We start from the raw sequence: 12,113 nt of genomic DNA, 5'->3' as shown, positions 1-12,113 counted from the left end.
CTTCCTTTAATTTAAAGAATATCCTATGTCTTCAGCGTCATTCAATAAGCGGGTTGCCCGGTGGCATCGTTTATCTCATCGGTGGATTGCGATCGCAATTTCTATTCCCATGATCTTTATTATTGCCACCGGTATCTTTTTACAAGATCATGGCGAATTAAAAACCCAGGTAGCTGCAGCTACAGGTGACGTTTTGCAAGTGGCCGTGCGCCGAACAGATTGGCTCGAAGATGTACACGAGGGTAAATGGCATGAGCTGAACCTCTGGCTATTTTTACCCGTCCACGTGTTGTCCTTATTACTATGGCTGACAGGAACTGTGGTGGCCTATAACCGGTAATCGCAAAAATGGCTAGTTCTGCTGAATACAATGAGTGGAATATGCCCTCTATCTAAAAGACGACATTTAATGAAACTAGAGCTTAACTATGATGACCAAAATCTTTGGTGAGTTTAAGGACAATATACCGAAAACTCACCATGAGTATTTAGAATTAGGCTTTTCTCCGACATCGCTGACTGTGCAACAACGGTGGCGTAACAATGGTATTTCCGCTGATTTTGTTGCTGATTATTTGACTACATTTTTGCCTATCTATGACGCTAATAGTCAACATAAACGGCGACAAACAGAAATCAAAGCAGCCATCAACTACATTGCCAATGAGCTTCTGGAAAATGCGATGAAATTCAACTATGAACCCTCAGAAGAGCCGATTAAATTTAGCTTGCACTTATTGCAAGGGATACCTTCAACCATTGTTCTATCCGTTAGCAATGGTCTTTCATTTGATGGCGCAACCAGACTACAACGCTTTATTCAAGATTTTCTTGGTTCAGATCCTGATGACTTTTATCTGCGTCAGCTTGAGCGCAGTGCCACTGACACCTCCATCCCTGGTTCTGGCATGGGGTTTATCACAATTCAAAATGACTACCAGGCCCATTTAGGTTGGAAATTTAGGCCATCTGAATACCAATCAGCAAATTTTACAGTGACGACGATGGCGCAGCTCACAGTTTGATAGCGCTCTCTAACTATAAAAAGTATCTGATATCAATGATTACCTATGACGGACAACAAGGAATAAATACTATGGGGATTCACACGATTGAAGGGGAAAGCTACAAAGTCCAGTGCGACAACCAAACGGCGACTATTAAATTTCACGGTTCTCTAAGACTGAGTGGCCCAGATGCCTATGCCCCCATTGATGAACTGATGGGAGAATTGCTCCAACGAGAACCTGAGCTAATTACCCTCGAACTCAGGGACTTAAAATTCCTCAATAGCTCTGGTATCAGTATGATTTCCAAATTTGTTATTCGTGTTCGCTCAGCTAAAACAGTGAATATGATGGTTGTGGGCAGTGAAGACACTCCCTGGCAGGGAAAGTCTCTCAAGAACTTAAAGCGACTGTTGCCTAGTTTAGAAATTGTTTTGGAGTGATCTTATTTCTCGGTAAATGCCCAGACACCATTCCAGTGCTTGGGCATTGGTTGCTGAGCCATCTGCTGAATACGTTCTAGATAAAACTGAACTGTTTTATCAATGGGATTGATCTTTAGAACAGCTTCAAAGCAGGCCATGGCTTTTGCCCAGTCACCTTCTTGATAGAAGTGTCGTCCCTGTTGATACATTGGCAGGGTTTCTAGCTTCAATTTACGGACCGAATTTATGTCTGCATTGAGCACCTCATAGATGGTGATGGGCTCTTGGCGACCTTTGACAACGATGCGGTCTATCAGTCGCACCGAATACTTATTGGGTTGCTCTAGCTTGAGCATCACATCTTCTGAAATTAACAGCGATACTCCGTAGTATTTGGTCAAACCTTCTAAACGAGCTGTTAGATTAACATTGTCAGACACGGCATCGGCCTGCATGCGATTTGTCTCCCCCACCATACCGACCATCATGTGGCCAGCATGTAAACCAATACCCACCGTCAGTGGTGGATAGCCTTCAGTAAGGCGATGCTGATTATAGGTTCTGATCTGATTGACTTTGGCAATGCCTGCCTGCAATGCATCATCAACGCCATCGGGAAAAACGGCCATCATGCCGTCACCTAGATATTTAACAATGAAGCCATTGTGCTTGCGAATTTCTGGACTAATGCGGCGCAAATAGGCATTAACAAAATCAAAATTCTCTTGGGGCGTCATTTGCTCAGAGAGGGTGGTAAAGGCACGAATGTCAGAGAACATAATCGCCATCTCTTTACTCACATGATCTCCCAGCTTGATGTCGAGAATACTATCTCGCTGAAGAAACGTTAAATATTCTGGAGGGATAAAGCGACTATAAGACTCCAAAAGATCTGAGAGATGGGCATTCGTTTCAATAAGTTTTTGTTCTTGGCGTTTCACAGACTGTACCGTTTCTGAAAATACCCGAGCCAGGTTACCGAGTTCATCACCGCGCAGGGCCGTTGCTGTAAGACTGTGGGGAGTGAAGGTATTATTTTGGACCGTAATGGCCGCTGCCGTAATCTGTTTGACCTGCTCAATGTAATCCGCCATTTCTTGGTTCTGCGTTTCTAACGCGTTCTCTAAAATGGTCGAATGCTCTGTGACAATATCTATCATTGATTGCAGATCGCTATTGTCTGCCCTGAGCTTTTCATTATGTATACGTAGTTCAATGAGCTCGGCGTCCTTTGAGCTGTGAGTACAGGTGTTGGCTATGGATGACTCGAGTTTCATGTCGGACGGACGATGGATTGAATGACTGGCAAGGTAAAGACACCACAGGAGCTTTCAGCAACCATCTCAAATGAAGGGCCAATGTGAACTGTAATCTCCACGACCATTATGGTTCTGATTGGAGATAAGATATAGAAATATCTCCGTAACTTTGCGGACTCTACATCTAGATGTTCCTAGCTCTCAGAATCAGATCCGGTATCATCAGGCAACAACGTGGTTAGTTGATGTTGTCAGCCCTTAGCCAAGCATGGACATCTTCAGCAATTTATGATTTTTTTGGGCGTTGATTTGGGTTGGCAAACGGGACCGAGTGGTGTTTGCTGCCTGCACTGGGAAAATGATTGCCTCTCTTTAAGTATTCTTGATCGAATGACTACCCATGGCGATGTCTTGGCCTGGCTGCATCAACATGCGCCAACACCGGTCCCCGCGATGGTGGCTGTGGATGCGCCGACAATTATTCCGAACCCAACGGGAATGCGTGAACCGGATCGTCTAGCTCACAAACACTTTGGTAAATATCATGCCGGTTGTTACCCAGCGAATCAGGCGTCTGCATTTGCCACTCAACTCGTGGCCTTTGGTGAGGCGTTAACTGAGCAAGGCTTCCTCCATGCACCAACTCTAAAACCCAGACAATCTGGTCGTTATCAGATCGAGTTTTTTCCTCACCCAGCCATGGTGCATCTTTTTGGGCTGTCGCATATTCTTAAATATAAAAAAGGTCGTGTTGCTCAGCGACGTCAACAACTTTACCGACTCCGGTCCTTAATTTTGCAGCATTTGCCTCACCATACACCGCGCTTAATGGTGGATACGCTCCCTGCCATACCTAAGGGAGGGTTGGCCTTGAAAGCGGTGGAAGATCAGCTTGACAGTATTGTCTGTGCCTATGGAGCCGCCCACTGGTGGTATTGGGGCCATGCTCGTAACCAGGTGCTGGGCAGTTTAGCCTCAGGCTATATCGTTGTGCCGATGGCCTACGATGTACGTAATTACAAACTTACTACAGCTCCAATTGGTGGCAGTTAAATGGATCCGCCGCCCGATCATAGCAATAATGCTCTGCCAGGGCACAGCGGTTGACGCGATTGTAGTTGTAGATGTCCCAAATCTGTACCTCCTGTTCGTGACTCAGATTTTCCCGAATCATTTGTTTAGAACTCGCTGGGATGGTGGCAAAAAATGATGCCCAATGATGGCCGCGTTCCGGAGTGAAGCAAAACTTTCGGACATGACATAGCCATAGAAGTACATCAGATGAATTAGGCGAATGATGGGGAACTGTCATGGGAGGTTGGCGGATTAGGGAGTTCTTATTCAATTGTGGGCAATCTAGATTCATCAAGGAACCTAGATTGCAGCAGATTGAGGGGTTTACGCCCAGCAAGTCGCGGGACCCATTTTATTTATCGAATCTCTTAAAGGTCACTTTATAGTGGCCTTTTTTTTGCCAATGTCAGGCATGGATGCCCCTTGATACAACGAAGTGAACTAATGCCGGGTGGCAGATCGGTTATCCCTATGCGCATGCATACCATTGCACTGGTTAAGTTGATAACATGGTTCTATCTATCTATCAGCAGCTATACGTTATTCACATTCTCTGGATTCTTAGACTTCTCTGTCCTAAGAATTCAGGGAATGTGAATAATTTTGAAGTAATATATCTATTGCTTGGGGCGTCTGTGCCCCCTGCTTGGCAAGTCTGCTTTAGCTCTGAATGGTCCTGAAACGGTCCTAAAGGTGGTCAAAAACTGTTTGGAGACGTAGTTAAACCCTAGATAATACCCATGAAAGATCTCAGCACTTATCGAAATATTGGCATTTTTGCCCACGTAGACGCGGGTAAGACCACCACCACTGAGCGGATCTTGAATTTGACCGGTAAGGTACACAAGATCGGTGAGGTACATGACGGTGCAGCGACCACCGACTTTATGGACCAGGAAAAAGAGCGAGGCATTACGATTCAGTCTGCCGCCACCTCCTGTTTCTGGAACGAACATCAGCTCAATATTATTGACACCCCTGGTCACGTTGACTTCACTATTGAGGTATATCGTTCCCTGAAGGTACTAGATGGCGGTATCGGTGTATTTTGCGGCTCAGGTGGTGTAGAACCTCAGTCTGAAACGAACTGGCGCTATGCTAACGACTCTGAGGTAGCCCGTATTATCTACGTCAACAAGCTAGACCGGACCGGTGCTGATTTTTACCGCGTAGTAGACCAGGTTAAGAACGTGCTGGCGGCGAATCCTTTGGTGATGGTGCTGCCCATCGGCATTGAGAATGACTTCGTTGGTGTGGTTGATTTGCTCACTGAGAAAGCCTGGATTTGGGATGATTCTGGTGAGCCGATGAACTATGAGGTCAAGGATATCCCTGCTGATATGGTCGATGACGTCGCCGAGTGGCGCGAGAAGCTAGTCGAGGCGGCTGTTGAGCAGGACGACGACATCATGGAGAAGTATCTCGAAGGTGAAGATATCTCCATTAATGAGATTAAAGCCTGTATTCGCAAGGGAACCCGTGAGTTAGCTTTCTTCCCCACTTACTGTGGTTCTTCCTTTAAGAACAAGGGTGTACAGCTGGTGCTGGATGCGGTTGTTGATTACCTGCCGGCCCCAACTGAAGTTAAGCCTCAGCCTGAGGTTGATCTCGAAGGTAATGAGACTGGCGAGCTGGCTTACGTTGATCCTGAAAAGCCTTTGCGCGCGCTGGCGTTTAAGATTATGGACGACCGCTTTGGCGCTCTGACATTTGCCCGGATTTACTCCGGTACCGTCAAGAAGGGTGACACTATCTTGAATACAGCTACTGGCAAGAACGAGCGCGTTAGCCGCATTGTTGAAATGCATGCTGATGACCGACAGGAGATGGCTGCAGCTCAAGCGGGTGACATTGTGGCGCTACTGGGTATGAAGACCGTACAAACTGGTCATACCCTGTGCGACCCCAAGAATCCAGCTACGCTAGAACCTATGGTCTTCCCCGACCCTGTGATTTCTATCGCAGTTGAAGCTAAGAAGAAGGGTGAATCTGAGAAGATGGGTATTGCCCTGAGCAAAATGGTTCAAGAAGATCCCTCTTTCCAGGTGGAGACTGATCAAGAAAGCGGCGAAATCATTCTGAAGGGTATGGGTGAGCTGCACCTGGACATTAAGGTGGATATTCTGAAGCGTACCCACGGTATCGAAGTGGAAGTTGGTAAGCCTCAGGTAGCCTACCGCGAGTCCATCACTAAGGTGCTACAAGACAGCTATACCCACAAGAAGCAGTCCGGTGGTTCAGGTCAATACGGCAAGATTGACTACATCATTGAACCCAATGAGGCTGGTGCTGGCTTTGAGTTTGAGTCTAAGGTAACCGGTGGTAATGTGCCTCGTGAATTCTGGCCTGCTGTGGAGAAAGGCTTTGCGGCCAGTATGGATAAGGGGATGCTAGCCGGGTTCCCTGTGGTGGATCTGAAGGTGACCCTGACGGATGGTGGTTTCCATCCGGTTGACTCCAGTGCGATCGCATTCGAAATTGCTGCTAAGGCAGGCTATCGTCAGTCCTTCATTAAAGCCGGTCCTCAGATTCTAGAGCCGATCATGAAGGTGGACGTATTTGCCCCTGAGGATTATGTCGGTGATGTAATCGGTGACCTCAACCGTCGTCGCGGCATGATCCTCGGCCAAGACGTCGGTGCCACTGGTGTGCGTATCAAGGCCGATGTGCCCCTAAGTGAGATGTTTGGCTACATCGGCGACCTGCGTACGATGACGTCTGGTCGTGGCCAGTTTTCCATGTCCTTCGAAAAGTATGCGCCTTGTCCTAAGAACGTTGCTGAAGAGGTGATCAAGGAAGCTAAAGAGCGTCAGGGTGTAGCGGCTTAGGTTTAGAGACTCAAAGCCCTCTTGTTGAACAATGAATGAGTCAACCTCGGCTAGTTGCTAGCCGAGGTTTTTTATTGTCTAGTTCCGATGGCAGAAATTTAGCAGCGATTGTATCCACCCATCGCCCCATCGACTCATCCACCTTTGATAGTGGATAAACTTACGCCACAGAGTACTAATACGGCTGGGCATCCACCAGACAGTTTTGGCTTGTTAAACCACGGTTTTCTCCAAAACGCGATTTAATTTCCCGCTTTTATACCCTTCTAAATCTAGGGTGACATAGGTGAAGCCATACTCTTGAAAAGCAGTCACCAGGGTGTTTAGATCCACTGTGGCAACAAAGTCTTTGATGCCGTCAGGCGGCAATTCAATGCGTGCTGTCTCCCCATCAGACCGAACCCGCAGATTACGTATACCCAGTTGGCGCAGATAGCGTTCGCACTGACCGACGCGGTGTAGTTTTTCAGTGGTGATCAGCTCACCATAGGGAAATCGTGAGCTTAAGCAGGGCTGCGATGGTTTATCCCACCAAGGCAGGCCCAGATACTTTGACATTTCCCGAACGTCTAATTTACTGATCCCGACCTCTGCCAAGGGAGAGCGTACGCCCCGTTCTTTAGCAGCCTGGATACCAGGGCGATAGTCTTGCAGGTCATCGGCGTTGAGACCATCCACAACATAAGGATAGTCTTCAGCCATCGCCAGTGGTTTCAGAGTGTCGTGCAGCTCGCTTTTGCAGAAGTAGCAGCGATTGGTGGGGTTACTGGTGTAGTTGGGGTTGTCCATTTCATGGGTTTGGACAATGCGATGATTAAGCCCCATAAAGACTGCCTGACTTTTTGCCGCTTCCAGGTCTTCGAACATGAGTGACGGAGAATCAGCCGTGACGGCGAGGGCTTGGGATCCGAGAACATCGTGGGCGATCCTGGCTACCAGTGTGCTGTCAATACCGCCGGAGTAAGCAATCAGGGCTCGATCCATTGCATAAAATATCGACTGGAGCTGATAGAGTTTTTGGGTAATCGTCATAGTCTGCAATCTGAAGTTAGGCTCGTCCATAGGGGGCACTATGCCTAGCCTAACGAAATCACTAAGATTTAATAAGCGATAATGGACTGATTTTCCACAACAAGTGCAGATTCCATTACATACCTTTTTATGATTACCATTGAAATCTTGATGTTCTAATATTAGAGCATTGGACTGATACGCTATTTTAAGTGCTCACCTGGGTTACCATTAGCCTGGCTGAATCAGTACCTGTAGCTCCCCATGGCCGAAAAAAAAGAACTTACCCATCCCCAGTACAAGGCAGATCGCGAGATTGTGACTAATCTGCTCAATGGTGAAGCGACAGACTTTAACTTAATTGAGCTAGCCCGATTGCGCATTCGCTATGACGGATTTCCAGGGGCACGGGATATTCAGCAGGATTTAGATACCGTGTTGGCAAACTGGTCGCTAACGGAAGATGACCTAATGGCCAAAACCCGTGAGATTCATCAGACTGAAATGCTGTATAAAGCGCAGCGGACAAAAAAGGAGGATTGGAGCTAAGGCCACATCAGTATCGATTATGTAATAAAACTCTGAGCGCTCTCTCAATTGGGAAACTGAAAGAACGCTCAGGGCAGCCTATTGATAATGATTATTTGTCTTGTCTTTAGGCTCGTGTGAATACGACAATCTTAAGTGTGATCACGTTCTCTATACACCAAACGTATCAATTTGTTGTTTCAGATAGGTCTCTGCTTGGCCTGGGTCAAAATCGCCGAATTTCATCTTTTCAATTCGAGATAATTCCTCTGGTGCATCCACTCCTAACTCTTGTGCAAGTTCTCTTGCTAAATCAGTTAAGAAGAAATCTTCTACACCTCTGGTGGGTTTATCAGTCGGTACATAATTCCAACGTACGAGTTGGGTCGTAATCCAACTTGCAAAACTCTTCCAAGGATAGGGATCAAAATAAATGCGATCTGGAATATCAAAGGAGTTTCCTTGCCCATCTTCAAACTGCCCAGTCATGACGGCTTCTAGTACCGGTAATGGTTGATTGAGATATTCTTGTGGAGCAATGGTCGCTGCAATTTCTTTACGATTGACAGGGTCATTGGCATAGTTGGCCCCGTCAATAATGGCCTTGTTCAAGGCCCGAAACGTTTTGGGATGATCATTAATCCAGTTTTGGGTAGCAACAAAGGCACAGCAGGGATGGCCTTCCCACAAATCTTTGCTAAGCAGGTGAATAAAGCCGATGTCGTCTTGAACAACCCGCTGGGTAAAGTTGTCGGGCATAATAAAGGCGTCGATTTGGCCGGAAGCCATTTTTGCGATCGCATCCGGCGGTGGTAGGACCAACACATTGGCATCTTTGTCAGGATCCAACCCTCCAGATGCAAGATAGTAACGTATCAGCAGATTGTGATTGGAATAATCATAGGGCACCCCAATACTCATGCCCCTAAAGTCTTCCGGGCCGTTAATTTTACCTAGATGTTTTTTGGCAACGGCAATGCCTTGACCATTATTGTTCTCGATACTAGCTAGCCTCACCGGGAAGGGTGCTGACCCTAGACCAAGAGACATGGCAATGGGCATAGGAGCTAGCATATGGTAAGCATCCAGGTCACCTGTGATAGCCGCGTCTCTCACCACTGACCAACTGTAATACTTAATTAAGTCTACATTGAGACCGTGCTTCTTATAGAAGCCCAATGGCTTCGACATAATAATGGGTGTGGAGCAGGTGATCGGTAGAAAGGCTACCTTCAGATCAGTCTTTTCTAGATCTCCCACGGCTGGAGCATCTGCAGGTTCTTCAGCCACTTCCGTGGCTGAGCCACAGTTAGCTAAGCTGACAAGGGCAGCCCCCACGGCAATGTTCTGTAGAAATTTGCGTCGAGTCACCTGACTCATGCGTTTAGCATCAGTAAAAAACTCACCAGCTTTGGGGCCAAACGCGGCACTAAATGCCTGGTCGAGACCGCCAGCTAATTTGATCAAATCTCTCACCACCCGCTCTCGTTTTGGTTTACCTTGGCCCACCATGCTAATAAACAAAGCTGTCCGCAGCTCTGCCTGGGTGATGGAATCAGCTGCCTCAATGGCAGATGGCTGATAAATCCGCATCTTTACCAAGTCATCGATCAAGTCAGCTGGATTCTGTGGCATTTCTATGTCTGCCATTAAATTCCAGTGATCTTGAGTGGAATGAAAACGGCCACAAACAGTACAGGGTGACGAAAAACTGTTGCGCATTCCCTGTGGAGAAGAGAGACTATTTAAATAGTGAGACTGACTAGACAGTGATATCATAGCGTTTTTTTGTTGGTGGGGGGTTAGCACCTTTTACTATGAATGTTATTCCAATTCTTCTGTGAGTATCAGGACCAATTACAAGAACTTTATTTTTTGTTTTATGCTTAATCTTTAGACATTACAAGTATCGAAAATGCCTAGTGTTTATACAAAGTTAATCTTAATACCCGTACGCTTAATTTCAAAAATATGTGGGGTAGCGTCACGGATGCTTACAATAAGAGCGGAGATACAAAGATATGTTATTGGCATACGACTTTCCTGACTTAAAACGGTTGAATCTATTGATTTAGAGTCGAGGATAAATCTTTTAGCTTCTCTATACATGGGTGCTTGGTTCTCTATAGTAAGGTGTTGAATTTGACATCAAAGTTGTTTGCCTTGAGAAGTTAGCTGACTCTTTCTTGACAGAACTTCAATGTAATTGGCTATAACATCCATCAATAGACAAAAATAATTATTGATAAAATATTAAAACTAGAAAATGCTAAATCCCAGTATTTTCTGATATCTATTTCGTCAGGACATCAAATAAATAAAATATTCTCTTAAAACCAGAAAGAAATTTTGTTTGATTTACTTAGACCTGTTTTCTATGTGACATTGAGAATTTATGATTTGTGGTTAGGTTTACAAAAGTAATTTTTGAGCGCTATGCACGATCATTTTGAGGTAATACCTTTCTTGACGAAGACACTTGAATCTGGTCAAACCGGACGAGTGTATATCACGGGTGACAATGTTGAATGGTGTCTAGATATTACTGACGGCAGGGTGATATTTGCAGCGCACTCGCTACAGTATCTCAATACGTTAGAGACAACATTGCCGAGGTTAGGCTATGAAGCCTTACTGCCTATTTATTGGCGATTGACCCAGTTGGAGGTGTATAAGCGCCAAATTGGCCAGACTGGTTTGGAAGCCCTTAATTGGACGAGCAAGATTGTTGGTGCGCTTGTCCAATATAATTTGCTTGAGACAAAACAGGCTGGGGAAATTCTGGCTCAATTAGCTGAAGATGCCGTTGAAGCCCTCTTAGGATTGGAAAAAGCAACTGTTGTTTGGTATCCCTTTCCCAAGGAGCTATGGTATACAACAATCTACGGAACAGAAATTACTGCCTTAGTTAACCATCTTTCTGGAAGATTGAAAGCATGGCAGCCCCTTGGAGATCTCATTTGCTCCCCCTACCAGCGTCCCTACTGCGAAAGTCCGGACGATCTTTATAAACTGGCACGCCAGGGTGGACTCCCACAGCGAATGCTGGAGTCCTTAGTACGCCTGATGCAGGGAGCCAGTATCCGTCAGCTAGCCCAAACTGTTAAACAGGACGAAACCAAGCTGGCCCAGCTACTATATCCCTACATAAAACAGCGTGCGATCAAGCTATGGCCCCCATTACCACCGCTTAACCGCTTGCCCTGGTTACCAATCAAGCAACAACAACAACCTGAATCGGTCACAGATGCAGTTAGCAAACCCGCAGATATCACAGTCATCAATAAGCCGTCTGAGACCCTTACCACTGGCAACACCACTTACCCTGAGAATAAGACCAGTTCTGACAATAACACTGTATCTGAGAAGCAATCTACTACTGACACGTGGAGGTCAAATGAGAACGAGTCAGAATCTAGTGCATCAGGTAATAACAATCTCCAAAGCAAGGGTTCAGGGAACTTAAGATCCAAGCATTTAATCATATGCATTGATGATAGTAAGGCCATGCTAGAAAAGATAGAAAGCTATCTTGATCCAGATTATTTTGAACTTAAAACGATTATGGATCCAGTCAAGGCCATCTCTAAAATATGTGTTAGAAAACCTAGTTTGATACTGATGGATATCTCAATGCCAAGCATAAGTGGCAACTCTCTATGTTCAATTTTAAAGCGGAGCTATATGTTCAAAGATGTCCCCATCATTATGATCAGCAGCAACTCAGGTGCCCTAAATAAGGCAAAAGCCGAGGTCTCAGGGGCAGCTGGATATCTAGAAAAACCATTTTCAAAGGAACAGCTAATGCAGCTATTAGACACCTACTTGAAGCTTAACCCGATTGAGTGATATGGACATCAGAACAAAAAACATAATTATCTCAAAACTAACAAGTGTCGATAAAATCACGATGAATCTCTTTCTCAATAAAGGGATATAGCTCAATATCCTATATAAAAATTGTAGTTGTAACAATAAGGT

At 45.7% G+C, this 12,113-nt stretch carries 12 protein-coding genes; 8 read left to right on the top strand and 4 right to left on the bottom strand.

Going from position 1 to position 12,113, the window contains the following annotated elements; translation table 11 throughout:
• Positions 1-25: 25 nt before the first annotated feature.
• The 3 genes from QGP82_RS26775 (at position 26) to QGP82_RS26765 (ending at position 1,450) form a co-directional block, all read left to right on the top strand.
• A complete protein-coding gene (locus QGP82_RS26775) occupies positions 26-340 on the top strand; it encodes a hypothetical protein (protein ID WP_250564655.1) in 315 nt (104 codons plus the stop codon).
• Positions 341-428: 88 nt separating this feature from the next.
• The gene (locus QGP82_RS26770) at positions 429-1,025 is read left to right on the top strand and encodes a slr1658 family protein (RefSeq protein ID WP_250564656.1); all 597 of its coding nucleotides are present in this window, start codon (positions 429-431) and stop codon (positions 1,023-1,025) included.
• A 71-nt stretch (positions 1,026-1,096) separates the two neighbouring features.
• Positions 1,097-1,450 (top strand): slr1659 superfamily regulator, encoded by a 354-nt coding sequence (locus tag QGP82_RS26765; protein WP_163659420.1) that lies wholly within the window; start codon positions 1,097-1,099, stop codon positions 1,448-1,450.
• 2 nt (positions 1,451-1,452) lie between these two features.
• On the opposite strand, the gene QGP82_RS26760 is transcribed toward QGP82_RS26765, so the two are convergent.
• Positions 1,453-2,709: an adenylate/guanylate cyclase domain-containing protein gene (locus tag QGP82_RS26760; protein WP_163659421.1), complete on the bottom strand. Its 1,257-nt coding sequence runs from the start codon at positions 2,707-2,709 to the stop codon at positions 1,453-1,455.
• Between the two features lie 270 nt (positions 2,710-2,979).
• Between QGP82_RS26760 and QGP82_RS26755 the strand changes: the two genes are divergently transcribed.
• Positions 2,980-3,744, top strand: coding sequence for a DUF429 domain-containing protein (locus QGP82_RS26755; protein WP_163700606.1), 765 nt, complete (start codon positions 2,980-2,982; stop codon positions 3,742-3,744).
• Here the strand turns inward: QGP82_RS26755 and QGP82_RS26750 are convergent.
• Positions 3,719-4,003 carry a hypothetical protein gene (locus QGP82_RS26750; protein WP_006519020.1) on the bottom strand — a complete coding sequence of 95 codons (285 nt, stop codon included), beginning with the start codon at positions 4,001-4,003 and terminating at the stop codon, positions 3,719-3,721. The genes QGP82_RS26755 and QGP82_RS26750 overlap by 26 nt on opposite strands.
• A gap of 502 nt (positions 4,004-4,505) precedes the next feature.
• Here QGP82_RS26750 and fusA point away from each other — a divergent pair.
• The gene (fusA, locus tag QGP82_RS26745; protein WP_499061556.1) at positions 4,506-6,593 is read left to right on the top strand and encodes an elongation factor G; all 2,088 of its coding nucleotides are present in this window, start codon (positions 4,506-4,508) and stop codon (positions 6,591-6,593) included.
• Positions 6,594-6,628: 35 nt separating this feature from the next.
• Positions 6,629-6,751 carry a hypothetical protein gene (locus QGP82_RS26740; protein WP_499061555.1) on the top strand — a complete coding sequence of 41 codons (123 nt, stop codon included), beginning with the start codon at positions 6,629-6,631 and terminating at the stop codon, positions 6,749-6,751.
• A 55-nt stretch (positions 6,752-6,806) separates the two neighbouring features.
• Here QGP82_RS26740 and larE read toward each other — a convergent pair whose 3' ends face one another.
• Positions 6,807-7,625: an ATP-dependent sacrificial sulfur transferase LarE gene (gene larE, locus QGP82_RS26735; RefSeq protein WP_499061554.1), complete on the bottom strand. Its 819-nt coding sequence runs from the start codon at positions 7,623-7,625 to the stop codon at positions 6,807-6,809.
• Between the two features lie 243 nt (positions 7,626-7,868).
• Here larE and QGP82_RS26730 point away from each other — a divergent pair, with 243 nt between their 5' ends.
• On the top strand, positions 7,869-8,153 hold the full coding sequence (locus QGP82_RS26730; RefSeq protein ID WP_163659426.1) for a DUF3288 family protein: 285 nt from the start codon (positions 7,869-7,871) through the stop codon (positions 8,151-8,153).
• Positions 8,154-8,303: 150 nt separating this feature from the next.
• Here the strand turns inward: QGP82_RS26730 and QGP82_RS26725 are convergent, their stop codons facing one another.
• On the bottom strand, positions 8,304-9,911 hold the full coding sequence (locus tag QGP82_RS26725; RefSeq protein ID WP_499061553.1) for an ABC transporter substrate-binding protein: 1,608 nt from the start codon (positions 9,909-9,911) through the stop codon (positions 8,304-8,306).
• 687 nt (positions 9,912-10,598) lie between these two features.
• Here QGP82_RS26725 and QGP82_RS26720 point away from each other — a divergent pair.
• On the top strand, positions 10,599-11,981 hold the full coding sequence (locus QGP82_RS26720; RefSeq protein WP_499061552.1) for a response regulator: 1,383 nt from the start codon (positions 10,599-10,601) through the stop codon (positions 11,979-11,981).
• Positions 11,982-12,113: the final 132 nt, after the last annotated feature.

It is taken from the genome of Leptothoe sp. LEGE 181152, from assembly GCF_032906605.1.
Lineage (GTDB): Bacteria > Cyanobacteriota > Cyanobacteriia > Phormidesmidales > Phormidesmidaceae > Leptothoe > Leptothoe turfae.
Note: the sequence above shows the minus strand (reverse complement) of the source record. Positions and strands in the feature narration are given on the sequence as shown.

Coding starts and splice junctions, on each gene's coding strand:
- QGP82_RS26775 (WP_250564655.1), top strand. CDS start 26: ATGTCTTCAGCGTCATTCAATAAGCGGGTTGCCCGGTGGCATCGTTTA.
- QGP82_RS26770 (WP_250564656.1), top strand. CDS start 429: ATGATGACCAAAATCTTTGGTGAGTTTAAGGACAATATACCGAAAACT.
- QGP82_RS26765 (WP_163659420.1), top strand. CDS start 1,097: ATGGGGATTCACACGATTGAAGGGGAAAGCTACAAAGTCCAGTGCGAC.
- QGP82_RS26760 (WP_163659421.1), bottom strand. CDS start 2,709: ATGAAACTCGAGTCATCCATAGCCAACACCTGTACTCACAGCTCAAAG.
- QGP82_RS26755 (WP_163700606.1), top strand. CDS start 2,980: ATGATTTTTTTGGGCGTTGATTTGGGTTGGCAAACGGGACCGAGTGGT.
- QGP82_RS26750 (WP_006519020.1), bottom strand. CDS start 4,003: ATGACAGTTCCCCATCATTCGCCTAATTCATCTGATGTACTTCTATGG.
- fusA (WP_499061556.1), top strand. CDS start 4,506: ATGAAAGATCTCAGCACTTATCGAAATATTGGCATTTTTGCCCACGTA.
- QGP82_RS26740 (WP_499061555.1), top strand. CDS start 6,629: ATGAGTCAACCTCGGCTAGTTGCTAGCCGAGGTTTTTTATTGTCTAGT.
- larE (WP_499061554.1), bottom strand. CDS start 7,625: ATGACGATTACCCAAAAACTCTATCAGCTCCAGTCGATATTTTATGCA.
- QGP82_RS26730 (WP_163659426.1), top strand. CDS start 7,869: ATGGCCGAAAAAAAAGAACTTACCCATCCCCAGTACAAGGCAGATCGC.
- QGP82_RS26725 (WP_499061553.1), bottom strand. CDS start 9,911: ATGATATCACTGTCTAGTCAGTCTCACTATTTAAATAGTCTCTCTTCT.